The sequence below is a fragment of the Thermicanus aegyptius DSM 12793 genome, from assembly GCF_000510645.1.
GTDB classification, from domain to species: domain Bacteria; phylum Bacillota; class Bacilli; order Thermicanales; family Thermicanaceae; genus Thermicanus; species Thermicanus aegyptius.
The window spans coordinates 1,392,129-1,418,057 of sequence record NZ_KI783301.1 but is presented as its reverse complement, the minus strand read 5'-3'; the positions used below and the strand labels follow the sequence as shown (position 1 = coordinate 1,418,057).

At 44.0% G+C, this 25,929-nt stretch carries 24 protein-coding genes and 3 pseudogenes; 4 read left to right on the top strand and 23 right to left on the bottom strand.

Going from position 1 to position 25,929, the window contains the following annotated elements; all coding sequences use genetic code 11:
- The first annotated feature begins 4 nt into the window (after nt 1–4).
- Nucleotides 5–745: an FRG domain-containing protein gene (locus THEAE_RS0107625; RefSeq protein ID WP_028987061.1), complete on the top strand. Its 741-nt coding sequence runs from the start codon at nt 5–7 to the stop codon at nt 743–745.
- 124 nt (nt 746–869) lie between these two features.
- On the opposite strand, the gene THEAE_RS22940 is transcribed toward THEAE_RS0107625, so the two are convergent.
- Together THEAE_RS22940 and THEAE_RS0107615 are read right to left on the bottom strand one after the other, a co-directional pair.
- Nucleotides 870–1,295, bottom strand: a complete 426-nt coding sequence (locus tag THEAE_RS22940; protein ID WP_169729971.1) for a sigma factor-like helix-turn-helix DNA-binding protein — start codon at nt 1,293–1,295, stop codon at nt 870–872.
- Nucleotides 1,296–1,534: 239 nt separating this feature from the next.
- A complete protein-coding gene (locus THEAE_RS0107615) occupies nt 1,535–2,542 on the bottom strand; it encodes an RpnC/YadD family protein (RefSeq protein WP_052329842.1) in 1,008 nt (335 codons plus the stop codon).
- 231 nt (nt 2,543–2,773) lie between these two features.
- Between THEAE_RS0107615 and tnpA the strand changes: the two genes are divergently transcribed.
- Nucleotides 2,774–2,905 (top strand): IS66 family insertion sequence element accessory protein TnpA, encoded by a 132-nt coding sequence (tnpA, locus tag THEAE_RS23885; protein ID WP_425426425.1) that lies wholly within the window; start codon nt 2,774–2,776, stop codon nt 2,903–2,905.
- A gap of 73 nt (nt 2,906–2,978) precedes the next feature.
- On the opposite strand, the gene THEAE_RS0107610 is transcribed toward tnpA, so the two are convergent.
- The 9 genes and pseudogenes from THEAE_RS0107610 to THEAE_RS0107560 form a co-directional block, all read right to left on the bottom strand.
- Nucleotides 2,979–5,303 carry an RNA-binding domain-containing protein gene (locus THEAE_RS0107610; RefSeq protein ID WP_028987059.1) on the bottom strand — a complete coding sequence of 775 codons (2,325 nt, stop codon included), beginning with the start codon at nt 5,301–5,303 and terminating at the stop codon, nt 2,979–2,981.
- Nucleotides 5,304–5,711: 408 nt separating this feature from the next.
- Complete coding sequence (locus THEAE_RS0107605) at nt 5,712–7,010, bottom strand: IS110 family RNA-guided transposase (protein ID WP_028987058.1); 1,299 nt, start codon at nt 7,008–7,010, stop codon at nt 5,712–5,714.
- A 100-nt stretch (nt 7,011–7,110) separates the two neighbouring features.
- Nucleotides 7,111–7,290, bottom strand: a pseudogene (locus THEAE_RS0107600) (ATP-binding cassette domain-containing protein); the annotation flags it as partial.
- Nucleotides 7,287–7,964: an amino acid ABC transporter permease gene (locus THEAE_RS0107595; protein WP_028987056.1), complete on the bottom strand. Its 678-nt coding sequence runs from the start codon at nt 7,962–7,964 to the stop codon at nt 7,287–7,289. The pseudogene THEAE_RS0107600 and the gene THEAE_RS0107595, both read right to left, overlap by 4 nt.
- Nucleotides 7,965–8,004: 40 nt before the next feature.
- Nucleotides 8,005–8,829: a transporter substrate-binding domain-containing protein gene (locus THEAE_RS0107590; RefSeq protein ID WP_028987055.1), complete on the bottom strand. Its 825-nt coding sequence runs from the start codon at nt 8,827–8,829 to the stop codon at nt 8,005–8,007.
- Nucleotides 8,830–8,870: 41 nt separating this feature from the next.
- The gene (locus THEAE_RS0107585) at nt 8,871–9,752 is read right to left on the bottom strand and encodes a MurR/RpiR family transcriptional regulator (RefSeq protein ID WP_028987054.1); all 882 of its coding nucleotides are present in this window, start codon (nt 9,750–9,752) and stop codon (nt 8,871–8,873) included.
- Nucleotides 9,753–9,980: 228 nt separating this feature from the next.
- Nucleotides 9,981–10,175: pseudogene (locus tag THEAE_RS23880) on the bottom strand (IS4 family transposase); the annotation flags it as partial.
- Nucleotides 10,176–10,924: 749 nt separating this feature from the next.
- Nucleotides 10,925–11,110: a hypothetical protein gene (locus tag THEAE_RS0107570; RefSeq protein ID WP_028987052.1), complete on the bottom strand. Its 186-nt coding sequence runs from the start codon at nt 11,108–11,110 to the stop codon at nt 10,925–10,927.
- A 550-nt stretch (nt 11,111–11,660) separates the two neighbouring features.
- Complete coding sequence (locus THEAE_RS0107560; protein ID WP_342665754.1) at nt 11,661–12,428, bottom strand: ATP-grasp domain-containing protein; 768 nt, start codon at nt 12,426–12,428, stop codon at nt 11,661–11,663.
- Between the two features lie 435 nt (nt 12,429–12,863).
- Between THEAE_RS0107560 and THEAE_RS0107555 the strand changes: the two genes are divergently transcribed.
- A complete protein-coding gene (locus tag THEAE_RS0107555) occupies nt 12,864–13,487 on the top strand; it encodes a hypothetical protein (RefSeq protein ID WP_028987050.1) in 624 nt (207 codons plus the stop codon).
- A 464-nt stretch (nt 13,488–13,951) separates the two neighbouring features.
- Here THEAE_RS0107555 and hydA read toward each other — a convergent pair whose 3' ends face one another.
- From hydA to THEAE_RS0107505, 12 genes are all read right to left on the bottom strand, one after another.
- Entirely contained in the window at nt 13,952–15,403 is a 1,452-nt protein-coding gene (hydA, locus tag THEAE_RS20335) for a dihydropyrimidinase (protein WP_052329840.1), read from the bottom strand.
- Nucleotides 15,404–15,819: 416 nt separating this feature from the next.
- Nucleotides 15,820–16,551: an SDR family NAD(P)-dependent oxidoreductase gene (locus THEAE_RS0107540; RefSeq protein ID WP_211233487.1), complete on the bottom strand. Its 732-nt coding sequence runs from the start codon at nt 16,549–16,551 to the stop codon at nt 15,820–15,822.
- The gene (locus THEAE_RS20330) at nt 16,538–17,542 is read right to left on the bottom strand and encodes an ABC transporter ATP-binding protein (protein WP_084213477.1); all 1,005 of its coding nucleotides are present in this window, start codon (nt 17,540–17,542) and stop codon (nt 16,538–16,540) included. The genes THEAE_RS0107540 and THEAE_RS20330 overlap by 14 nt, the downstream gene beginning before the upstream one ends.
- Complete coding sequence (locus THEAE_RS0107530; RefSeq protein ID WP_039944334.1) at nt 17,532–18,506, bottom strand: ABC transporter ATP-binding protein; 975 nt, start codon at nt 18,504–18,506, stop codon at nt 17,532–17,534. Before THEAE_RS0107530 ends, THEAE_RS20330 begins: the two co-directional genes overlap by 11 nt.
- A 4-nt stretch (nt 18,507–18,510) precedes the next feature.
- Nucleotides 18,511–19,383 (bottom strand): ABC transporter permease, encoded by an 873-nt coding sequence (locus THEAE_RS0107525; RefSeq protein ID WP_211233486.1) that lies wholly within the window; start codon nt 19,381–19,383, stop codon nt 18,511–18,513.
- 26 nt (nt 19,384–19,409) lie between these two features.
- Nucleotides 19,410–20,420 carry an ABC transporter permease gene (locus tag THEAE_RS0107520; RefSeq protein ID WP_028987045.1) on the bottom strand — a complete coding sequence of 337 codons (1,011 nt, stop codon included), beginning with the start codon at nt 20,418–20,420 and terminating at the stop codon, nt 19,410–19,412.
- Between the two features lie 96 nt (nt 20,421–20,516).
- Nucleotides 20,517–22,172 carry an ABC transporter substrate-binding protein gene (locus THEAE_RS0107515; RefSeq protein ID WP_028987044.1) on the bottom strand — a complete coding sequence of 552 codons (1,656 nt, stop codon included), beginning with the start codon at nt 22,170–22,172 and terminating at the stop codon, nt 20,517–20,519.
- Between the two features lie 735 nt (nt 22,173–22,907).
- A complete protein-coding gene (locus THEAE_RS22525) occupies nt 22,908–23,309 on the bottom strand; it encodes an NAD-binding protein (protein WP_169729970.1) in 402 nt (133 codons plus the stop codon).
- Between the two features lie 19 nt (nt 23,310–23,328).
- On the bottom strand, nt 23,329–23,457 hold the full coding sequence (locus THEAE_RS23685) for a hypothetical protein (protein ID WP_281169561.1): 129 nt from the start codon (nt 23,455–23,457) through the stop codon (nt 23,329–23,331).
- On the bottom strand, nt 23,444–23,557 hold the full coding sequence (locus THEAE_RS23875; RefSeq protein WP_084213474.1) for a hypothetical protein: 114 nt from the start codon (nt 23,555–23,557) through the stop codon (nt 23,444–23,446). Before THEAE_RS23875 ends, THEAE_RS23685 begins: the two co-directional genes overlap by 14 nt.
- Nucleotides 23,558–23,640: 83 nt before the next feature.
- Nucleotides 23,641–23,724, bottom strand: a complete 84-nt coding sequence (locus tag THEAE_RS23870) for an NAD(P)-binding domain-containing protein (protein ID WP_425426424.1) — start codon at nt 23,722–23,724, stop codon at nt 23,641–23,643.
- Between the two features lie 282 nt (nt 23,725–24,006).
- Nucleotides 24,007–24,762 carry an IclR family transcriptional regulator gene (locus tag THEAE_RS0107505; protein WP_028987043.1) on the bottom strand — a complete coding sequence of 252 codons (756 nt, stop codon included), beginning with the start codon at nt 24,760–24,762 and terminating at the stop codon, nt 24,007–24,009.
- Nucleotides 24,763–25,199: 437 nt separating this feature from the next.
- Here THEAE_RS0107505 and THEAE_RS22515 point away from each other — a divergent pair.
- Nucleotides 25,200–25,925, top strand: a pseudogene (locus THEAE_RS22515) (IS5 family transposase).
- Nucleotides 25,926–25,929: the final 4 nt, after the last annotated feature.

Sequence of the window (25,929 nt, the reverse complement as noted above, 5' to 3'; positions counted from 1 at the left end):
ATAGATGTTTAGCCAAAAGTGGAAAAGTCTCCTTGATAAAATTGATGATTTTACCCGTAGTTATGATGGTACAGCTTGGTTCCGTGGCCATAACAATTCTACTTATAAACTTAATTCAGGACTGTTTAGACTAAATCCTGATAACAAGAGTCTTGAAAAGTACCTTACTCTGGAAAAACAACTGTACACCTACTATAAAAACCTCGGCTATTTAATACACAACAATGAAGCTGGTTGGAACTTACTTTATTCAATGCAACACCACGGTGTTAAAACTAGACTTCTTGATTGGACGGAGAGTATGTCGGTTGCGTTATTTTTTGCTTTGGATGGGTGGACAAACGGTACAGCAAAAATTTGGGTATTAAAGCCTACAGAACTTAATAGGTTATCGTTGGGAAAGAATGAAATATTATCTCCCCAGGCAATAGAATATCCTAAACATTTCGAGGATCCAAATCAAAAATCGATAGCAATATACCCTATAAAAAGTAATAAACGTATTGTAGCTCAAAATGGTGTATTTACTGTTCAGGGGAATTCAATGTTACCCCTTGAAGAGGAATTTGAAGGGAATCTTATAACAAATAACATCATTAAGGCATTTGAACTTACTCTTGATATCAAAGAAGATGCAGTGAGATTTCTTTATCATAATGGTATAAATAGGTTTACTTTGTTTCCTGACTTAGAAGGGTTATCTAATCATATTAATAACACCTTGATTCCCCCTGCATGGAGATAATTAGTTGCTCCTGAAAAAATCCATTTATGAACATTGCATTTATTTCATTAATTTTTAGGACTCGCAAATCAACAATAAATTGAGCCAGGGCGATCACTTAAAAAGTGAGCCATTTTCGAATCGCTTACTTCCATAAATGGATGAATATAGGTGGCAAAAAAGGGCTTTCCCCAGCGGAATTTTCCTTGGTCCGATGAATGACCGTTGGAGCTGTTTGATTCGATAGGTGTTTGCGGACGGTATTTCGAGAAATCCCAAGTTGTTTCGCAATTTGTCTTTGCGATAATCCTTCAATTCCTTTAAAAATTTGATATGATGGTATAAAGCCTGTGATCATCCTTTTCTTCTCGCTTGCTTCGTTAAATCCACAAAAATCGTTTCCTTCAAGACCCATAACATGGCCGCATAAGCGTCGGCCCCTATGGCCATCACAAGAAATAGCCAACCCGCCTTCACACCGAAATGGAACTGCTCCATGGAACCGAACGGATACAAGAATTAAACGACGATCGACAACACCAGAGCTGATGGGTCGTTTACCGATCGTCATCCATACTTCCGCCGTCATGATCTTGCAGATTTTTTTGCTGTACGACCGGAGAAGTAAATAACCCGATAATGTATAACTGATCGAGGTGACGTCAGGGCTAACCCTCCATGCGCCATGGGATGAACCAAGATTAGATTTAATCCGATATTGGCGGGGAAAGCGATCATCCCATTCACATCGTTGTTTTTGTGTCTTGTAAAAAAAGCGGGAATAAAATTCCCGCAAAGACGACACATCGCTTACGATCTTTCTAATGACTTTTTCAATTCTTCAATCTTCTCTAGCGGTAATTCTGTAATATCCCGAATAAAATTCACATCCATCCCCTTTAGAAGCATCTTCCGGGCATCTTCCATTTTTCCTTGCTCAATTCCTTTTTCTATTCCCTTTTCAATTCCTTGCTCAATTCCTTTCTTAATTCCTTTCTCAATTCCTTGTTCTATTCCTTCTTCAAATCCTTCTTCTCTCCCACGTTCGTATCCTTTCTTCTCATAAGAGTTCATGATATTTAGGATCGCCGCTCCTTCCTCTTGCGGCAGCTGCCCAATCTCTTCGCGCAATTTCCTCTCCTCCTCTTCGTTTAAGGTTAGATAAGTATCGAAGAATCCCGTAATCAGGTTGAGCCGAGCGGGATCTAGTTCAAGGCGTGTGATCATCCGTAGAAATTCCTTCTTCACTTCAACTCTCTCTTCTTTAGTATATCCCATTTTACTGAGAAGTGCAGCAGCAATTGGATGGTCGTACCGTAAATAATCTCTCCAGTTTTTCTTCTTAAGTTCCACCGTCAAATAACGGAATTGAAGGACTTGAAGCTCCGGGACCTCAATGGTAAACGCATCCGGTTCATCATGTTTCTCATCATAGGAAAATACCGCAATGGGCAAAATCGGGCGGCGATGATTCTCATAAAGCCGGCTATAGTAAATGAACATTCTCTCATGAAAGTCATCCTGATAATAGGATTGGGCTTCAATATGGATGATGATGAGCCGCTCTACCCCCTTGATCTTCGTTTCTACCAGAAGGTCAACCCTCCGTTCGCCTCCTTTCACCACATCGGTATAGACTTCCTCGGAAAGGAAGGTGACCGAGTCGAAAGAAATGAGAGGGTGAAAATTTGGAAAGAACAGCGAAATGAAATCTTCGAAAAAGATTTTAATCAATTCTTTAAATAAACGATCATGATGAATATACTCCGTCTTGCCTTGGTTGTCTTGCTTATATTGCTGATTCTGTTTCTCCTCCACCGTTCATCACCTCACCGATACAATAGATAAAGAGAACATATATGCCTATATCGAGTATAGCAAATGAGGTGATGGATTGCAAACATGTTTTCGGTTTCTCATCAAATTCCAACTATTCTTCCCGCTTTCTACTTTAGATTGCGGTGGCGTAAACGTCAAACACTCCCATACCTACAAACTCAATTATATTCATGAAATAATCCTCCAAAAAGAACAGGATGGAGGGTTTTTCTGACAAAACTCGCATTACGTAAAGAATGGATTGCTGCGGTCAACTTTAAGGCAAGTGGAAAGACTGCTAAAGCATGGTGCGATGAACATCAATTAAAAACGCATTGGCTTTGGTACTGGGTTCGAAAATAAGTAACGATAGATAGGTTCTCCCGCAAATCCACTTTTTCAGGAATAACTAGTTAGTTACTCCTGAAAAAGAGAGTTATTTTAAATTGACCACTGGTTTTTTTGTGAATAATTTTAAGTCTTTTAATATGAGGATGTCAGAGACAAATTGTCCATTTTCAATACTTATTTTAGTTTTTTTCACATGAAGTAAGTTCTGTTTATAAGCATATATTAAATTTTTCTTAATAAATAAAAAGTAAGGTTTTCCAATAAAACCTCTTAAATTGTTTGAAAAAAGTACGTCAGCGTCGTCACGGAGTTGATCATGTAAGTTAAATCGATTATATCTATATTCATTGAATGCTTTCATACTTAAACACGTGGCTTTGATAATATTAATTAACTCTATATGATCTTTATTTGAATTGTTAATTAACATATCCATATCATTTATTACATCGTCGTATTTATCAATCAATATATACAAAAAAGACTTCCAGACATATGACATTACGCGTTCTTCATCATATTTTATAACACTTAAAATATGCGCGAAATCTGAATTTATATTTGCATAAACGTTATATAAATTAGTTCCATTTGAGATATTTAGTAGATTTTTGTAGAAATATACTAAATAATTTCCAGGATATAGACGAATTATGTCATCCAAAGTGCTATCCACATTTTGATTGTTTACATTGTCCAGAACATTCAATATCATGTTATAAGACATTATTTCATTTGTATTTATAAGTGATCGTAATCCAAAATTAAAAGCTAATTCTTCCTTAATTGGATGACTAAATATTGAGATTGTCCTTACTTTCTGATATAACCTAGTATATTCTCCTACTGGGATCCTTTTTTCTTCTAAAAGGTATGATTTTAGTAACCAATTTAAAGAGTAGACTTTCGTATTTCTTTGGTATTCTGTGTATACTAAAGAATGCGACGTTAATGATCCAATTATATTAAATAAAGAAGATTCCTGTATTAATGTGACGTATCTTAATTCGTTGAATGATAAAAAGTTTTGTTCCGATACTGCAAGGGTGTACATGACTTTGAGTTCGTCGCCAGATAAATTTGACAATGTAGAATCAAAACAGTATGCTTTTAGTGATTTCTCTGATTCTAAATTCCTTTTTGCTAGGATATCTTTTAATTTCCTTCCTCTAAGTATTTGTGAAATAAAAAAATTAATATATAAAGGATTTCCGTTCGTTAATGTATAAAATTCATTAAAATTATTAATTATATCATCTTTGTCTATTTCATTTACATTTAAATTTATCACTAGATTATTTATATATTCTCTAGAACTTTCTAAATTAAAACGTTCTATCTTTACAAATTCATGTACTCTTAAATCATGCCTTGATGTGAGGAGGAATTTATGACCAAATGGAGCATTTTTTATAAATTGATAAATTTGATTAATTTCCTCACCGTCAAATATTTCAAGATTATCTAATACAAAAAAGAATTTCGTTCCTTCTAACGCTTGGTTAACAAAATCTAACTTTTTTCTTCTATTCATATCTTTTATATAATTTACGTCATAAAAAATTAATAGTATTTTATTAAATAAATCATCTAAAGAGCGAAACTCCGGATTTAGTTCCCTTCTCTCATCAAAATAAAGTCTTTGGTCTTTTGCACTAATCCATATTACATCATCAAAATTACTTACGCCACCATCAATTTTGTCTTTTATTTCTTCCGCCACTTTATAAGCAATTGAAGTTTTCCCTATACCCCCATCACCTACCAAAGATAATAAGTAATTTTTATGATGATCTATAAGCTCATCATAAATTTTTTTGATTTCTTCTCGACGTCCTATAAATTCATAATATGGTGCTGGAGGAAATTTTGAATATCGATTATATGTGGGATCCGATACTTGCAAATTTGAATTTCCTTGCATCATAGTTTTTGATATCATTATTTCAAGTGTTACCAGATCTTTAGCAATATCATTTGAAGAACCATTTCTAAAGTATATATTTCCTTTCTTGAGTTTGTCCCCTTCATCTTTAATACAAAAAATAGGCCGTTGTTGATTAGTAGATATTTCAATCAAAACGAATGTTTTATTATATAAATCCGATTTAATCTTTTTCATAAAAAAATTTATTGGATGGCTCGCATATGAATTTAGGAATTGCACCCAACTAGCGTCATCAATCCTTATTGAGGGATCTATACCAATTACTTCTTTGTCTCCTGTCTCTTTCTCTTGAACTCCACACAAAATATATGCAGGTTCGTTAATAGTGGAATTAGCAAATGCCAAAATATCTTTTACAAAATCGATTTTACTCTTTTTGTCATTAATCTTATAAAAGTCTCTCTTAAAATCAAGATATGTACCTTCGGTTTTTTTTAACAGCCGATTGATCAATTTCTCCATTTTATCTCCTCCCTCATTAAATTAATGTTTTCTCCGTCTTTCTTGCTTTTTCTCATGATTTCATCTTTGACTTACGAAACATCCTTGGATAAGATTTGATGAGAAGTGAAAATATGGAATCGACCTGTTGGCGGGAATAGAGGTGGTGGTCACCTCGATTTTTTTAGCCATATGATCGCAAATGGATCTCCACATAAGCCCTTGCGGTTTACCCTCCCATATCTCCCTGGGTCAATGCCCTTACATTCCTTCGTTCTACCTCTCAAGGGGTGGAGGCCAGGCAAGCTCCTTTGCGGGGTCGATGCCCTAATGGAATAAATTGCTCCCAGCCTATCCGTGCTTCGCTTTTCAAAGATCAACATGTGGATAAAGCAAGTAAAACGAATGAGTTACTAACCTGCGAATAAATTAAGCTGCTGCTTGAAGCTGAGCCTCCCGATGGGGGCCGAGCACTTTGCTGCTGTCATAATTCTTCTGTTTACGGCCTAGCTCAAACAAGATGCGGATGAGCTTGATGCAAAGCGCGATCATGGACTGTTTCTTTTTCAGCGGATTGTCCCGGCGCGTCGTGAAATACATGTGCAACGCGCGGAATTCCGGGTTCCTGGCAACCATCGTCAGTGCCGCCCGGTACAGCAGGGCCCGGAGACGACAGCGACCACGTTTGCTGATGGTCGTTTCCCCTTTGTGCAGCCCGGAGCTGTTTTCCCGCAGGCTGAGACCGGCGTGACGGACGATTTGCTGGCTGTGATCGTAGCCGCTCAAGTCCCCGACTTCCGCCAGGAAACCTGCCACAGTGACGAGACCGATGCACGGAATGCTCATCATGTGGGAGGCGCCCGGAATCTGCTCCACCAGAGCCGCCACATGCTCCATCAGTTCTTCGATCTGCCTGCACAGCATGGCGTACTGCTCCAGGTACATGGCTAGCTCATGCCTGGCCGCCGTAGCGCCTTCCGTGAGGCCGATGGACTTTTGGGCTTTTTGGTAGAGCATCCCCGCTCTCTTGGGGCCTACAGCTCGTTGTACGCCGCTCTTCTTCCAGGTCGCCACAAGAGCAGTTTCGCCAGCGGCGACGACGTCTTGCGGCAGCGGAAAGTTCTGCAGCGTAATGAGCGAAGCCTTGCCTTCCCAGTCTTTAAACACTTGCCTGTATTCGGGAAAGAAGCGATCCAGCCAATTGTGGATTCTTCCTTTCACGCGGTTCAAATCCCCGCACAGACGGTCTCGCTGGTTCATCAGCACGCGCAGGTCAGCATAAACCCCTTCTGGTAGCTGCGGCTGTGTATAGCGTCCGTCGATAACGAGTTTGGCGACGACTTTCGCATCTTTGATGTCGTTCTTGGTCGGCGAGTTGTCGTCGAGTTCCTTGCTTTTCCTGACGTGATGCGGGTTTACGAGAACGACTTCGATACCGCGCTGCTTCAGGAAGTAAAACAGCGGGAACCAGTAATGGCCGGTTGGCTCTACGCCAAGCAGCACGTCCGCCATCCCATGCTCTTGCTTGATGGATTCAGCCCACGCTAGCAGGTTCAATAGGCCATTTTCATCGTTCTGGAACAGGCAGCGCTTGCCGAGTTCAATGCCTCGGTAATTAAAGGCACGAGCGACATGGTTATGTTTCGCGATGTCGGTTCCGATGACCAATGTTGTTTCAGAAATTCTCGAAATCCGTTGATTTTGCTTGTTCGATTGGTTAAACTTCATAGTGAGCGTCCTCCTCTTCATTAGGGCAGTGAATGAGCGTCATTCCATGACCCAGCATACAGGAGGCGCTTTTTGTTTTGCAAACCGCAAATTAATTCATTACAGGAATATCTCCTTTATCAAACGTCTCGAGATAATTGATGCAACGCAACAATGTGCTTTTTCCCGAACCTGAGGATCCAAGAATGACGACAACCTCTCCCCGATGCACTTGCAGGTTAATACCCCGCAAAACGTGATTGTCTCCAAAAGATTTATTCAATTCTCTAATACGTATCATCGTAAATCATCTCCCGTACTTAAACGTCTTTCCAAAACAAGGCCAATGAATCCTACAAGATTGTTTACCAAATAATATAAAACAGCGGTGGCAATTAAAAATTCCATGGTCTTATAGGTATCAGCGATAAGTAGGTTTGTTTGCCGAAAAAGCTCGACGACAGTAATGGTAGACAATAACGACGAATTTTTGGTAAGAGAAATTAATTCATTGGTCATAGGTGCAAGCATTCGCACAATTGCTTGGGGAATGATGATTTTTCGCATGGTTTGAGCATGCGAAAATCCAAGAGTTCGACCGGCTTCCATTTGTCCTCTATCAATGGATTGAATAGCCCCTCTAATGATTTGCGACGCATAGGAACCGCTGTACATTCCAAGCGCTATGATACCGGATACCCAAGGGACCGTATCAATCCCGAAAACAATCGGAAGTCCATAGTATAATAAAAACAGCTGTACCAGTAACGGTGTCCCGCGAAACCAGGAAAGATACGTTAAGGAAAGGAATTGAAGCACCTTCAACTTCGACATTTGTCCGAAAGATATAAGGGTTCCAATGAATATGCTAAGCACAAATCCGGCAAGCGTATAGATGACTGTTAGCCACAAAGCATGTAATAGAAGGCGTATATTGTCCCAATGACCAAGTACAGAAAAATCTAATTGTTGCATTATACTCCCTGCCTTGTCGCTCAATTTTAATCCACCGCTTTTACTCGAACCATTTTTTCACGATCTGGTCATATTGTCCGCTTGCTTTCACTTTTTTCAAAGCTTCATTGACAGCTTTGGTAAATTCCGCATTTTCTTTGCGTATTCCAAATCCGTAATACTCTTGAGTCAGAGTATCTGGTAAAACTTTCGTAGTTCCCTTTTCTTTTGTATAAGTTTTAGCTGCCGGCAGTCCTGTTACTACCGCATCTACTTTTCCTGTTTCCAATTCCAAGAACATCTCTGTATTTTTCTCTACTTTGACAAGCTGTATTTCTTTATAGTTGTCTTCTAAAAATTTAACGGATTTGGTACCGATCTGAACTGAAACCTTCTTGCCTTTCAAATCGTTGATGCTTTTTATAGAATCGTTATCTTTTTTCACCATAATGGAGAGTCCGCCAGGGAAATAGGTGTCCGAGAAATCAATGGTTTTTTTTCGTTCATCAGTTATATACATAGAAGACACGATAATATCAAATTTCTTTGCCTGAAGTCCGGGAATCAATCCTTTAAATTCCGTATCCACAATATCCACCTTTTCCGCCCCAAGTTCCTTGGCTATCGCCTGAATCAAATCAATATCAAAACCCTCATACTTATCTCCGTTTTTATATTCAAATGGTTTAAAAGTAGCATCAGTTCCAATTGTTAGAGTTTTGGTTTTGGCGATTTTTTGCAATACTTCATCTGTACTAGCACTGGCTTGGTTAGAGGATGCAGCATTAGGTTTGGATGTTTCGGTTTTGCTTCCACAAGCCACTGTAAAAAGAATAAGCATGCTGATTGCCAACATAACGATCGATTTTTTTGTCCATTGATTCATAATAGTACCTCCCTAAAAAACGAATAATTTACAAGCTGCTTTTATGTTTTTTTGTAAAATACGCGATTTCTTTGATACATTTCCTCAATGCCACCCAACATGTCCTTTGTCCGAGCGAGATCGATCCGACCGATCATATCCAAAAGGATATTAAGCACACAAAAACTTGTTGTATATGAGTCGAATAAAGTAGTTATGATAATAGGAGTAACAATTTCACACTCGCATATCCCCTCCACTTGCAACGTATAACTGTCCGTAACCGTAAGAAAATGGAATTTTTCCTTTTTGAGATACTGGATGACCTCTATCATTTCACGCGGGTATCTCGGGAATATAAAGGGAATAAATAATGTCGTTTCACGATCCATTTTATGCATCATGTCATAAACTTCGCTGCCCCCACTCGTACAAACTCGAACATCGGGGTGAATTTTCCTCAAAAAAAAGTAAAAATAATTTGCCAATGGGGCACCCGTACGAAATCCGATAATAAAAATCGTTTTCTTATTAGCGATTTGAGTCGCAGTATGAATCAATTTTTCTTCAGAAGTGTACTCCACCAATTTATTCAAATTCTCAATTTCTTGACTAATCACAATCTCTATATTTGACTTGTTTTTACTGGAAGAAATATGATAACGCTCGACTCCCGTTACTTCATTTCTGATAATATCTTGAATAATTTTTAAAAAATGGGAAAATCCTTGAAAACCTAACACATTCGTAACAAATCGGGTTATTGCCGGTTGACTAACGCCTACTTTTTCTGCAATTTCGGAGGCTGTCATAAAAGCAACTGATCTGTAATGAACAAGAAGGTACTCTGCAATTCTGCGATTGTTCGGTGTAGAGTTATCGGAGCGGATCACTCTATTGAGTATTTCTTTTAATTGATCTGCAGATAGAGCAAGCATTTGCATCAAAAAATTCATCACCACCTTGCATAAATAATTTCATTTAATTTATATGTGAATATTATTATACATAATATGATATTTTTTGTCCATAAAAATTACATAAAAAATAGATTTAATTATAAAAATATAAATATAACGCTATTTATGTAATATTAAATAACATATAATTTACGTTCGATTAATCTACTTATTTAGCGTTTAATTTCTTCGCTATTTTTGATTTATACTTACTCAACTTTCGCAGCTTAATTGTCCAAACAAACCCTTGATATAATTGGGCAAACTCGAAATCCAATGCTGGAGTTGACGAAAAACGACAGACTGATCCCATTTGGACTTGGCTTCCACGAATTCCATGAAATATGCAATCAGATGTTGCAAAGCCGTTTTGAGATCCAGGTCTCGAACTTCGTTGGAAAACAGAAAGCAGGAAGAACAGACCACCCAGCGAAACACCGTCTAAACCCGAATATATGCGCCTACGTTCATCGGTTTTCCCCGTTTCCCAGGATAAGGGAGCGCAGTCGGATTATGCCTCATGATCGCCGCCTTTGAAGCGCCTTTTCAACAAGGCGATAAGAGTGAAGGTTAGGATCTGATCGCCCTCGAACCGCAGTTCTATTTTCAATCCGCACGCTTTCGATTCATCATCTCCATTCTCAGTGCAAAAAAAGAAGACCAGAGCAAAAGCTCCAATCTCCCAATAAAATCCCAGTATGATCTTTATACCGGACTAAGTCCTCTTTCTTTTCCAATAGACATTCTCCCGTTTATGTTTAATGCCATTTATCCAAACGATTGCTTCGTCTTCGTTAACCTCAAACACGAGAATAACTTGATAGAGCCCCAGCCTTGCCCATTGTCCTTTCAATTTACCTGTCAGGATTGGTTTGGCGGTAAGAGTTGGTGCAAATAGCAATCGATCAAACGATTCCAGATAGATTCTTTCCTTTCACGTCCGGCGGATAGACGAGAATGCGGCTGAGTTCATCCAATGCCGTTTACGTCCAATAAACGATATACGTTTTGTCCATGCTCAAATTCCTTGACCTTGTTTCTTAAATTTCAAGTCCCGCTTCTTTGGCGTATATTCGTCCATGGTCACGATCTTCACGACTTTAACGTAAGTTTCCTTTGGCATTGAATGCGAAATGAGGTTCCGGAAAAATCTTCCATCATATTGCCATTGTCGCAGGCAGTCCATCTTCTTTGTTTTGACTGCAAAGTAAGCTGAGCAAAATCTGTGCTCCGTCTTTCACGCCCTGCATGTACAGCCGTTCCAGTTCCTGAGCGTGCAGGCAATTGCATTCTTCTTCCCACTGGAGAAAATCGGCTTTGTCTGCAGCGCCTCCCTCAGCCAATCCGAAAAATCCCTCACTTGGGTGTCATCTTCTTTGCTTATTGGTTGAGCTCCGTCGTAACTCTGACGTGGTTGAACTTTATTTTCAAACCCGCTGTGAAGTCCGTTCAAAGAACAAGGACTCAAGCCAAGCTTATTTTGATATGACTCACTCTGAGTTCCGCAGATTAATCCGCTGAAACAAGTTAGTCGATTCTTAACCGTAAACATGAACGTGATTAATCTTCCAAACTTTTTTATTGCGGTATAATCAATGTTGAAATACCATTTGCGGAATGTGATAACGATGCAATGGCAAGAAGTTCGGAACATTTACCCAGATCAGTACGTCTTGCTCGAAATTCTCGACTCTCATGCGGAAGATAACATACAGTATATTGATGAAGTTGCTTTGATACGGGCCATTCAAGACCCTGACGAACAAGACCCTGACGAAGCCACCAAAGAACTTCAATCTAACCCTCTATAATCAAAAATGCCACACACTCCACATAAGTCGTGTAGACAGTGTGAACATTGATGAAGTAGATAATATTCGTAAAGTGCGGATTTTACGAAATGATTTTGTTGACTGAATTCGGGGCGGTCGGGTAAGGAGACAGATAGGTTCTTATCAAATATTGATATATTTCTTCTTCCAGGGAAAGACCTCGCGCCAAAATTCCCTGATTGCCAAACAGAACGTTTATTTCCAATATATAAATCCGCCCATTGCTGATCATTACATCGAACCCGGCATGATTAATGTTCAACTGTTTGGCGAGTTGAAGAACAAGCTCACAGGCGTCCTGGGGAATAAAATCATAACAAAGCTGGCCCCCGCACGCGACGTTGTGAAGAAACTCCCCATCAGTTCCTACGCGCCAATATGCGGTAAATATCCGGTCGCCAACGACACAAATTCGCAAATCTTTGCCGTCATTCGGCAAATACTCCTGGATATACAGCACTTCGTTATTTTGAGCGTACTGATAAAATTCTTCTTCGTTACGAATAAGAAAAACGCCTCTGCCCATGGAGTTTCGATTTTCCTTGGCGACAAACGAGATCGGAAAGCTTTCCAACACCTTCGCCCGATTGCCAGGTGTACTGGCTAATATTTCGGTGTAGGGAACAACCTGCGGGGCAATAGCCCACAATGCCCGTGTTGTTTCAACTTTGCTATATCCGATTTGCAGTGTTTCCACGCTCGGAAAAATGGTTTTCTTTAACCCGTAAACAAGTGCCGGTACCTGCCACGTTTCTGGAAAAAGCACGATATCCGCCTGCTTTATCATGTCCATTTCCCGGAACATATTCGCTGGTTTGATATATTTCACATTCGGTATTCCGATGGTCCGATACGCGTTAAACGAAACGAATCTCATTTTGCGCAGCTCACCCCATGGATGCACTTGCATTTACTAGGATAAATATACGGTCGGATCTTCGTTGATTCAATTCGCGTAAAACGCCAATTTTGACCGTTTTTGTGAATGGAGTCAGGATTTCAAAATATTTTCTTTGCGTCTCTTCGCTGAGCGATGGCTCAACTATTTCGTATGCATATTTGAATTTTTGCTTAGTATCATTTATTCCCGCCCAACCAGCAGTGAGCAGCACTCCACATGACTTGAGTAATTAATAAAGACAGCCAGCGAAACGTGTTACCAGCCTAATCCATATTTCTCCGTAACTAGTTGACTTTTTAACTTGTGGATATAGAATTTTGAATATGTGTGGAAAATGTCACCAATCTGGAGGGAGTGAATTTCTTGGTTATTGTTCTCCTAATTATCATTATGCTAATATTATTATTTGGAGCCAGCAAAGTTAAAGAGACAGCAGGAAAAATATTACTTGGAATACTATCAATAATTGCTCTTGTAATATTTTTATGGCTTGGTGAGGGAGTTATTAAGTTATTCGTAAATCAGGATTGGACTGGTTTAATAAAACTGTTATCAGGCTTATTTGTAGCAGTATTTCTAACAATCTTATTTCTGCCTAAAAAAAAGCAAAAAACACTGAAACACTATACTTCAAATACATTAAAAACTGATTTTGGAACCATTTTTACGGTAGAAGGATTATCCGAGTATTTCATTTATATTATTCAGAATACAAAAGGAATTAAACAACTTGTAATGCTGCGTCCCAATGAAGCTCTCGAATTTTTTAATTGGTATAAAATTAATCCCCAACGAACACATTTAACCGAATCAGGAATAACTTTTTATTTCTCTGATTATGTTGTGCATTCTCCATTCTATTGCATTGAACAAGTATCAGATGGAACGAAACATGTTGTATTTCTAAATAAACAAGAGGTTGTAGAGTTCGCTACTTGGACAAAATACAATTTACATAAGATAAAGAATATTAAGACGGTAAACTGAACATAGATTGCTATGTGGTGCGATTAGCCTAAACCAATAAAGCCTAGAAATCCGCACCACGCACCGATTTCTAGGCTTAATAGAGACAACGAATCTATGACAAATTCAAGTTTCTAAAAATTCAAATCCAATGGGGGAGTTCTTTCATTGAGAAGATCGGGGCTAACCCTAACTTGCTAAAGTCTTTAATCCTTCTGTCATAGGTTGATTTTGGAAGTTGTTTCATTGCTTCAAAACCCAATAACTGCTGTAATAGGATAAAGCCTAACAGTTGTTGGGCTTTATTATGCCCGTAAACCTCACATAGTTTTCTTGCTACCTCTTGCTGATTGCAAATGGTAAACCGTTTATCCAAACCCAGTTTGTTAATATGGCTATCTAGCATCCAACGCCGACAACCTGAAACGTTTCTTTCTCCGGATGGCAAACGCCCGTTTCGCCGATTTTACCATTGGGATAACTTCTCAAAGTGCAGTTCCAGTCTCGATTTGTTTATCTTCAGCAGTTATTGCCCCCTTTGCAGCATTCAGTGTATAGGCGGCAGCGAAAGGTTGGGCATGGATATATTGTCCTTGCGACAGATTTCCGACGTATTTTCCATTCTTCACAATGACTTCTCCACGGAGCAACACATGGCGTGCTATGCCCTGCACCTCAAATCCTTCGTACAAATTGTAGTCACTACCTTGCAATTGATTGACGGCTGTAATAGTTTGTTTCTCCTTCGGATCAAATAAAACAAGGTCGGCATCGCTCCCTACTGCTATCGTACCCTTCTTGGGATATAAACCCATAAATTTGGCAGGATTGGTCGAGACGAGTTCAACGAATCGATTAAGAGAAAATTTCCCCGCCTTTACCCCGTAAGTATACAGTAGTGATATCCAATTCTCGATACCGTTGACTCCGTTAGGAATTTTCGAAAAATCGTTGCGCCCCATCTGTTTTTGGTTTTTGAAATTAAACGAGCAGTGGTCCGTGCCGATCGTCTGCAGCGTGCCGTCCGCCAATGCGTTCCATAGCTGCTCTTGGTTGCCTTTTGCCCTAAGAGGCGGAGAACAAACATATTTGGCGCCTTCAAAATCCGGTAGTCCCAAAAACGTTTCATCCAACAAGAGGTATTGGGGACAAGTTTCTGCAAATACCGCTTGACCGGAAGCACGCGCTCTGCGAATCTCCTCGGCGGATTCTCCTCCCGATACATGTACTATAAAAATAGGAGCACCGGCCGCTTTAGCGAGTTTGATTGCCCGGTGGGTCGCCTCCGTTTCGATTTCGATCGGCCTGCTTACCGAGTGATAGCGAGGTTCCGTTTTTCCTTCAGCCAGTAGTTGCTGCTGAAGATGTGAGATGACATCGCCGTTTTCGGCGTGCACCATGACAAGCGCCCCCACTTCCTTCGCCTTCTGAAATGTCCGGAACATCGTGCTGTCATCGACCATTAATTCCCCTTTATAGGCCATAAACAACTTGAAGGTAGATACACCGAGCCGGACCGCGGTGGGTATCTCTTCCAAGATTTCATCCGTCAAATCGGTAATGGCAACATGAAGGCTGTAATCGACCGCAGTGTTTCCTTTAGCTCTCACCTGCCACTTACGGATCGTATCCGTGAGCGAGCTTCCTTTTGCCTGCATCGCAAAATCCACGATGGTTGTTGTTCCGCCCACCACCGCGGCAATCGTCTCGGTCTCCCAAGGCATTGTCTCGGTCCCATTGGAAGGCATGGACATATGTGTATGCTCGTCAACAGCCCCCGGAAAAATATAGAGTCCTGACGCGTCAATCACTTCATCATTTGTATTTTCCGGCATTTTTCCGATTGCGGCAATTTTTCCTTCTTCGATCTGCAGGTCCGCCCTAAATGAATCCGAGGACGTGACAACAACACCGTTTCTGATCCATTTTTTGGCCATGTTGAATCTCCTCTCCAGTACAATGGAATCCTTTAAACACAAGATAATCGTACGGTCTTTCATGCTATTTTTTCGGAACCTTTATCGACGATCATGTTGCCGGCGACAGGCCTGATCGTTTCTCCGATCACTTCTTGCACATTGAAAATCGTTCTGGCGTTGTCGAATCAGAGCTACGGAGCGAACAGCACGCAATGACGATTTAGACAATCCCGCTCGCACGAAATTTACCTATTTCGGCATCAGATGGATTATAAGTCGGGGACACAACGTGCCTTGCAGTCGGTGTAAGTTTGCATGGCAAACCAGAAGATGGTTAGCGAACATTAACCGTATCGAACGCAAATGTTCCGCGGCAAACATTCAGGGCTGCCAAACCTGCCCGTAGCCCTGTGGATTCGATCTTGCACGCTAGATCAAAGCATGACATCGCCGCCGTTGGGGCCCAAGATCTGCCCCGTATAGTAGGTGGAATCTTCGCTGGCCAGAAAGACTGCGGTGGGTACGATCTCATCAACCCGGCCGAAACGACCCAGAGGAAGCTCCGCAGCTTTCATGGCTCTCCACTCGTCCGAGAGTCCTGCCAATAACTGCGTTTCAACAGGCCCGGGGGCGATGCCATTCACCAGAATGTGGGGAGCAACCTCACGGGCCAAGGCCTTGGTAAAAGCGATGACACCGCCCTTGGCCGCACAGTAATGGGTTAACTCGGGAGCACCCTTGTATCCTAGTTGGGAAGACACATTGATAATTCGCCCGAATTTGTTTTGTAGCATATGGGGTAATACAAACCGCGTGCAAAGGAAAACACTGCGAAGGTTTACAGACATCATTTCATCCCACATGCTCACGGGCATCTGCGCTAGGGGAGACTGAGTGGCGATGCCTGCGACATTCACAAGGATATCAACCCTGCCAAACCGTTCCATGACCCCGGCTACCATCGCCTCGACCTGAGTAGCATCAGAGAGATCCGTTACCCACGTGGCGATCTTCCCCTCGCCTTCCTTTTCCACTTGCGCCAGGCGGTCAGCAACACAGTCCACCCCTACCACTTTAGCTCCCTCCCGGACAAAAGCCAGAGCAATGCTCTTACCCATGCCACTGGCCGCACCGGTTACTATCGCTACCTTATCAGCTAGTTTCAACAAAAAGACCCCCTTCCTGATTATTCGCCAACGTTTCCTCGTCAGCTGGAGCGGTCACTTGCCAACAGCGCACCAATCGTTTGCCGTCTGCAGGCAAAAGCTGCTGGCGTGTCGAGCAACATCGGTCCGTTGCCTCTGGGCAACGGGTATGCAAGTAACAGCCATGCGGTACATGGAGTGGACTTGGAATTTCCCCCTTGAGGGTATACCCGCTTCGGCGGACCCTAGGGTCAGGGACAAGCACCGAAGAGAGCAAAGCCCGGGAATAAGGATGGCATGGATTCCCAAAAACCTGCTGAACGTCGCCCATCTCCACAATTTGTCCTAAATACATTACGGCGACACGGTGGCAAATGTCACGCACCGTACTGAGGTCATGTGTGATCAAAAGGTAAGCAAGCCCCATCTCGCGTTGAAGACTAACCAGCAATTGGAGAATGTCGGTCCGGACCGTCAGGTCGAGCAAGGACGTAGGCTCATCTAACACGATAAATTTGGGATTTGTCGCAATAGCCCGCGCAATTCCCACTCGTTGCAGTTCTCCACCCCCCAACTGGTAGGGAAACAGATCCAGATCCTCTGCCTTTAGGCCTACCTTTTGAATCAGTTCCGCGGCACGCTTCCAACTCTGTTCTTTTCCCATTCCCTGTAGCAACATGGGTTCGGCGATCGAAGCCCCTATGGACATGCGTGGGTTGAGCGAGCGGAACGGATCCTGGAACACCATCTGCATCTGGCTGCGCAAATGACGCAGTTCATGCTGCTTTAGCCGGGTGATGTCCCTGCCGTCGAAGAGAATCTGTCCAGAAGTGGGCTCAAGAAGGCGCAGAATACAGCGGCCCACCGTGGTCTTCCCCGAACCGCTTTCGCCCACAAGGCCCAAGGTCTCGCCAAAGTCGATGCGAAACGATACGCCGTCAACGGCGACGAGCCCGTCCCGACTCCCCTTGACGGGGAAAACCTTGCACAGGTCACGTACTTCAATGGTCATGGTGAGTACCTCCTAGGGGGAAACAGCAGCGAACCCAGTGTCCGGCACCAGCGTAATCAATCGCAGGCTCCTCCGCGCAAGACGGTTGCGCGTATTTGCAGCGAGTGCGGAATACACATCCTGAAGGAAGGTTTACCTTGTCGAGCTCCACCTGGCTCCTACGCGTGTCGCCGGACTCTTGGCTCACCTGCAAGGATTCGAAAAGAGTTTCGGTATAGGGATGACGCGGGTAGGCAAACACATCAGTCACCGGACCAAACTCAACGATACGTCCGGCATACATTATACCGACATATTGACAATACTGAGCAATGATCCCCAGATCATGTGTGATTATCAAAATGGCCGCTCCGGTATTTCGGGACATTTCACAGATCAGATCCAGCACCTGGGCCTGAATCGTGACATCAAGGCCGGTGGTGGCGTCATCTGTAATCAAAAGCCTAGGGGAATTGATTAAAGCCATGGCAATTAATACTCGCTGTGCCATGCCGCCACTCAACTGGTGTGGATAAGAACTGGCTCGACGTTCGGGGTCCGAAATGCCAACCGACTTCAGCATCTGAATCATTTGACGCCGCGTTTCGGCGACAGATGCCCCGGTATGAGCGCGGTAGACGTTCATGATTTGCTCTCCCACTGTCATCGACGGGTTAAGATGATTCTTCGGGTTGTTGACGATCAGCGATATCTCTCGTCCACGAATCTTCCGCATTTCCTTCTCCCTCAGTGCGAGAAGGTCAACCCCGTTGAACTGAACCCGCCCCCTTACCACACGTCCCGGGGATGCGACTGCACCCAGGATTGACCTAGCGGCTACGGACTTGCCGGAACCCGATTCGCCCACCAACCCGACAATCTGGCTTTCTTCTATAGTTAGGTCAAATCCATTCAGCGCCTTGACGACGCCGCGATGTGTGAGAAAGTGTATATGGAGATTCTCCACCTGAAGTAATGCGCCCACGCGACTACCTCCTCTTCGTAGGATCGTAAATCTTTTGCAATGCGTCACCCACCAATGCAAAGCTCAATACAGAAATCATTATTGCCATGCCGGGGAAGAAAGAAGGCCACCACTGTCCGGTCACCATGTTCTGCGAACCGATACTGATCATCAGCCCCCATTCCGCAGCGGGAATTTTTAGACCAGCGCCGATAAAGCTGAGGCCGGCAGTAATGAGGATAGCCCATCCGATACTGATGGAAGCCTGCGCAAACGCAGAGCCCATCGCATTGGGCAGTAGGTGCTTGAATATAATGCGGGCGTCAGAGTTTCCCACGCACTGGGCAGCTTCAACAAACTCGCTCTCTCGCAGCGAAAGAATCTCTGCTCGCATCAGCCGGACAAAGATTGGTATATTTAAGAATGATATTACGTAGATCACATTGCTCATCTGCTGAGCCGTTACGGATACCAGTGCCATGGCCAAGATGAAGATCGGAAAGGACTGAAGGAAGTCCATCAATCGCATGATGGCCTCGACGATCCACCCTCGGTAATAACCCACTATGGCCCCTAAAGGACAACCGATAAGCATGGCCAGCAGAACACCAGTCACTGCCACGGTTAGGTCAGTGCGTGCACCGTAAATCACCCGGGAGTAAATATCCATACCAGAGTTATCCGTGCCTAGCCAGTGCACCTGATTCGGCGGCTGGAGGAAATCCTCTGAGATCGCCAGTTCCGGCGGGTGGGTTGCAATGAGCGGCGCTAGCACAATCACGAGTATCTGCAGAGACAGTAAACCGAAACCCAACATGGCAACTGGATGACCACGTAGGAAAAACAGAAAATATCGGGCTGCATCGCGCAACCGTGAATTCATCAGCAACTCCTCCACTACTAGCCCCCCACTAGGGCAGGACCTTAATACGAAATGCGAGGATCTATCGCTAGGTACAGCAGGTCTACAATCAAATTGACCAATAGCGTGAAACTTGCCGACACTAGGACAAATCCCTGGACTGCGGCGTAATCAGAATTGATCACGGACTGCACGGCATATTGGCCGATGCCGCCCCAAGAGAAAATCGATTCCACCAGAACCGCCCCACCGAGTAGGTAGGTATAAAGAACGCCGATGATGGTCACTACGGGCGCAAGGGTATTGCGCAGGGCAGCCCAGGTAATTTGCCGCGGCCGGAGCCCCATCAGGTTGGCATAATTAATGTATTTGCTAAGTAGTACCTCTCCCATCGTGGAACGTGTGTGCTTCAAGATAATCCCTGCGTTCACCAGGGCAAGAGTCAATGCGGGTAAGGCCAGTTGCGAAAAAGCCGACCGCAATCCGGTCCAATTTAGTGTCAGCAGGCTGTCCACTAGGTAGGATCCCGTGATGAACATCGGCGGAAGCTGATCCGGAGGGAAGCGTCCCAGGGGTGCCGGCGCCAAATGTAGCTTGAAAAAGAAGAAAAAGATTAACAGGAGGCCAAACCAAAAGTCGGCCATGGCACCTCCGAGTAAGCTGTAGCAACTCACAAACCGATCCACAATGCCACCGGGGCGCCGGGCTGCAACTACACCTAGTGGAACGGCAATGCATATCGCCAAAAGCATGGCCACCGTGATCAGTTCCAAGGTGGCCGGCGCCCGGGACAAGAGGTCGGACAGTACAGGGTTGGTCGTATACCATGACATACCCAGGTCGCCTTTAAACAGATTCCGTAGGTAAAAGACATATTGTATCCAAACCGGTTGATCGAGCCCCATCTTGGCTGACAGTGCCGCAACAGCATCCTTCGTCGCTGTTGGGCCCAGAATCAGAGTGGCCGGATTGCCCGGCAGCATTCGTACAAGTATAAAGGTAACGATCGAGATCCCCAAGAGTTGCGGTATCAACATGAGTAAACGCCGTAGGATGTACCATGGAAGATTCAATACAGTTCTCTCCTTCCGTGCGGGGGTAAGGGCACATCGGGCCCTGCACCCATCCGTCATAAGGAATCTTTTTCCATCATACCTTGCGGACGGCGATCAGTTCGTTGAAAGATCACGATACCGCAGTGTATTGGGGGTGTACCATGCAAAGCCCTTCCACTTGTCCTTCATTGGGAGGTGGAACCCTGGTTCGACTAGGAAGAGCCAAGGGGCGTCATCGATCACCAGCTTCTGGACCTGTTTATAGATCTCTAGACGCTTAGCCTGGTCGGTGACAGTCATGCCCTCTGTGATTAGGCGATCAACTTCGGGATTCTTATAGCCACCATAGTTGATGAATGAGTCGGACTTAATCCACAAGGACGTGATGTAGCCTGCGTCCGGTACAATGGCCATGTCCTTGAAGAAGAAGAAGGCGAACTCCCGCTTGCCCATGCGCTCGTAATAATTGGCACCCGGCACCTTGTCGAGCTCAACATCCACACCGACCTTTGCCAACTGCGACTTAATCAGAATTGCGATCTGTTCGTATTCCTGATCACTGGCATCGTAGGACAATTTAATTTTCAAACCATTAGCGTATCCGGCCTGAGCCAAGAGCTGACGCGCCTTGTCTACGTTGTACTGGTATGGGAAATACTCCGACGTGTAACCCGGATATGTGGAGTTAATAATGCTTTTGGATGGCTTTGCTTCGCCGAAGTACACGGTCTTGATGATGTCCTCTACATTGACCGCATAGTTCAGCGCCTGCCGAACTTCCTTCTTGTCGAATGGGGCGATGTTCGGGTTCATCTGAATGCGCAGGATGTAATTGCCGGGAACACTCTCGATCTTCACGCCAGGCGTGGTTGCCAATTGCTTGCGCTCACGGGGCAGGAGCCATTCGGCCATGTCAACAGATCCGTTGCTCAGAAGGGCCACCCGGTTAGCAGATGAGGGAACTTCCTTGTAGATGACCTTCTTGATTTCTGGAACGCCTCGGTAGTATTTCTCGTTCGCCTCCAGCACGACTTGCTGTCCCGGAGACCATTCTGTGACCTTATAGGCGCCAAAGGATGCGGAATGGTTAGCCAGCCACTTGGTCGCCCATGGATCGTCAGAAGTTGCATGCTTCTTGACTTCCTTCGAGTCCAAAATTCCCAGGTCTGTGTTAACCCAGATCCGCTCGATGAGAGGGTGAGGTTCCTTCGTGGTTAGCGAGATAGTGTATTTGTCGATCACCTTATAACTGTCCGGCGTGATAGCCTGTCCTCCGGTCCGTAGCACAGTACCAAAGTAGAAGTTGCCGATGGCATTCAGCGCGATGGAACGATCCCATGTATATTTGACATCATCTGCAGTGAGTTCGTTACCAGCGGCGCTCATCACACCCTTGCGCAAATGGAAGGTGATGGTTCGTTTGTCCGGCGAGAGCTCCCATGACTCGGCCAGGGCGCCTTCCAAGGTATTGAAGTCCTCGGTACGAATCCCGTTCGCTTCCACCAGCTTGTAGCGAAGGAGCGTCTCTTCGATGTTGGCACGCATCTCGTGGGATTCAAGCGCGATGTGGAAATCGTGATCGATACCAGGCGGAGTCTTCACGGCCGCAATCACAAGAGTATTCCCAGCCGTGTTTTCCGACGGGGAAACGGAGGAAGCAGCGGATGGCATAGAAGAAGCCGCATCGTTCGAACTCGGTTCGGAAAAACAACCTGTTAATATGGCAATGGAACATACCAAAGCAAATGCAATACAAATCAGCTTTTTCATTCTTCAACCTCCATGTTTGTAATGAATAAATTGTGACATGCCGCAAAAATGATCGGGAACCAATTGACACAAGAACTATTCAGGAACATCGCGAACAAAAGATACATCCCGGAGATGGACGGATTGCCTTATCACTTCTCTACGAAGAATACGGATTGTAGAATATTTGTTCATTGGCTCCTTACTCAGAAAATTTCCCAAGATACATCACGCTAATGGTCTCGCACATGTTACGTCCTCAAACAAATTCTGCCTGTTCCGAACCGTCCTGCGCCTATGTCTCCTCACCAAGAGCCACAAGTTCCGGATCTAGAACGGTCGTCCTCACCATATTGATCAGTCTGATTTTTTTCTACCTTTTCCTCCCTTCTAGATGTCCTTTTTACTATGTATGATCAAAGGTTCCATCAGAATGTCCTTTACCTTTTGATGGCAAGGACGAAAATGAATCCTGTAAAACCATCTGAACGTGCCTTCGAATTTCTATTGACTCCTTGCCTCCGATATTGGAAATAATTAGTTCTTTGACATTTGGCGCAAGACAGATATCCTGTAGCCAAGTCTTTCGTTCTGGAAACGGGAATGATATGTTATTTTTCCGCACGGTCAACTGTCAATTTGCAAATCGACACAATCAACTTCTTCTTGTAGGATGTCTGGCACTGTGTATAACTTGAATTATTTTCCATATTCAATCGGGACATTTTTATTAACATACTCTTCCATACTCTTCCTTCAGGTACAGATAGATGCCGGAAACATCCAAGTCACCTTACCTGTCCCTCTTGCCGACTGAAAATGGGTGAAAGCAGTAGCGGTAAGGGGCAGTTCGGTTTGGAGTTGATCGGCCGCTTCGACAGCCAGTGCCAAATCCTTAGCCATCCACTTGAGAGCAAAGGCTGAAGGAAAATGTTCCTTCAGGACTGGCTGCTCTTTCTTGATAGCCAGAAGCGGAGAGGATAATGCGGATTCAGACATCATCTGCATGACCAGTTCCCGGTCCAGGTTGATTTTCTCAGCCAACAATAAGACTTCGGAAATTCCTAGCACCGTAATGCCCAGCAGGAGATTGATGACCAGTTTCTCTTGGCTGCTGGCACCAATTTCTCCGAAATGAATCGTTGTTTTGCCTAGCACATCGAATATCTCCTAGCATTTATTCGAGAACGTCCTGGTTTCCCCAACCAAAATCACCAATTGTCCCTGTTACCGAACCGGATACCGGCGCTTCCAGAAATGAAGCGCCCGCCCGTTCAATTTCCGCTGCCAACTTAAAGCGTTTCATCAGGACTAATCGTACTCATATTCACAACAATTTTGTTCGGTCCAATTAAACCATCCCGATCTGCCATGGCATCATGCAAGGCCGCGTTTTCAGACAACATTGTAAAGACAACATCCGCTTGTTCTGCAACCGCTTGTGGAGATTGGCAATGTACAAGCCCCCAGTTCTACTAACGGGAGAACCTTATTGGGGGGTGCGGGTATAAACACACAAGGAATAGCCCGCACTCAACAAATTTTCGACCACAGGTATACCCATACTTCCCAGTCCAACTCATCCAATCGATTTCATTCGATGGAAAAACCCATTATTGTCTTTCAAATGCATAGACTTACTCTCCTCCATTCAATTCTACGTCAACTAACATGACGTTAATGGTTCTTTATTTTGAACTAAATACATATTAATGAACTTATTAAAATAATATCACCTGAATTTAAGAGAAGTCAATAGAAAGATGAAATTTTATGTTAGAAAATCAAACATGTAAGGTAGGGAAATCCTTTCAGGATCGAATCGCCCTGCCTTCCCATGTACATATTTAATGACTTAGTAATTCAGATTCATTGAAATCCTTTGTGACAATGACAGTATTTCTATCTTATATATGTCAGATTTTTCACTCCAGAGATGTGAGTGAATTGAAACACTTACGGCGGCGATCATCAATCCGTTTACTTCATATACGGGTGCCGCCACACAACAGAAGCCCATGACACCTTCCTGCAAGTCAACAGCATAGCCCTGTTTCTGAATAATCGTTAACTGGTCGATCAACTTTGATTTCCGATTCAATGTTAAAGATGTCATCCGAACCAGCATTTCTTCAGGATATAAACGATCCAATACTTGCTTATCAAGCGCGGATAACAGCATTTTTCCCAGACCGGTCGCATGGGCAGGCATCCTGAATCCCGGGCCCGCTACCATTTGAACTTGCGACGGTGCTTCCACTTTAGCCAGGTATAAAACCTGGTTTCCTTCCAATCTTGCAAGCTGAACGGATAGTTTAAGCATATCCCTTATGGGAACCGCTTCCTTCATAAATAAATTGACCAGATCAAACTGCTGGAAATAGGAGTTACCCCATATTCCCAGTCGTACGCCCGGACTGTAACAATCGTTCTGGTCCTTTGTTATCCACCTGAGCGTTTCCATAGTACGCAATAGATTAAACAGGGTGCTTTTGCTGATTTTTAATTTCTTTTGAATATCCGACATTTTTAATTTTCCGGATTGATTGCAAATTAAATCGATTACTTCCTGTGCCCGCTCCAAAGCAGGAACCCAATAATTGTTCACCATCGACCCCGTTCCTCCAAAATGAACTCTTGACTACCAATGATCCCGAAATATAGCTTTCAGCACATTCTCTCCATGCTTACAGCTTACCGTTAGTGTAAAATTCTCCGTAGGCATAAGAATAAGAAATGGAAAAAAGAACCTAGAAAAAGAGCTTCTCCCTTGATAAAGTAATGTTTGCCAACCAAAACACCAAAAATGGAGGAAGCTCTTGTGAAAAGGATATTCGGAATATTACCTGCACACCTGAACTCTTTCATCGGGACCACCCTCTAAATGTTTTTATAGGTTAAGTTAGAGCCTATCCGAAAACTATTTTGAGCAAGTAGGAAAACGGTGAAAAATGTCGAACTCCTTCAAGAGAAGCACTTGGAGGAGATCGTCATGAATCGAAGCAACCCTTTTCGATTCCCGATGAACTGTGAGAGAAAGTCCAATCCTTGCTACAGAAGGAACCGCCAAAACCGAAAGGCGGTCGTCCGCGTATGGACGATCGTCAGGCGATGACGGTGATCTTTTACGTGCTGCGATGCCTCGTCAGATGGAGGCCGCCAGTACGGTACATAATCGTTTTCAGTATTGGCGGAAGCAAGGCGTGTTCAAACGCATGTGGAAAGCGGGGTTACAGGCGTGCGATGAAGCCAAAAGCATCGAATGGACCTAGCAGCGGTGGACAGAGCCATGACCAAGCCGCTTGAGGGGAAAAAGGAACGGGACCTAACCCGACGGATCGCGGCAAGCGTGGCACGAAACGGAGTCTGTGGACGGATGGACGCGGCATGCCCTTGGGCGCCGTCGTCGATGGGGTGAATCTCCACGATATGAAACTGCTCAAGCCCACGCTGTCTGAGCCGATTGCACCACGACCGGAACCGGACGAAAAGAAACCCGCAGCATTTGTGCCTAGATAAGGGATACGACTATCCGATCATTCGGGAACAAGTGGCCGAGCTGGGATACGTCCTTCATTTGCGTTCGCGTGGTGAAGAGAAGGCAACGATTTCGGGATACCGGGCACGGCGATGGGGGGCGAACGAACCCACTCTTGGATCAACCGTTTACGCCCCCTACTCATTCGTTGGGAGAAGAAAGTGGAAAACTACGAGGCGATGCTCCACTTTGCTTGCGCCTGGATTTGTTTCCACCGTGCAGAGGTTTTCGGATAGATTC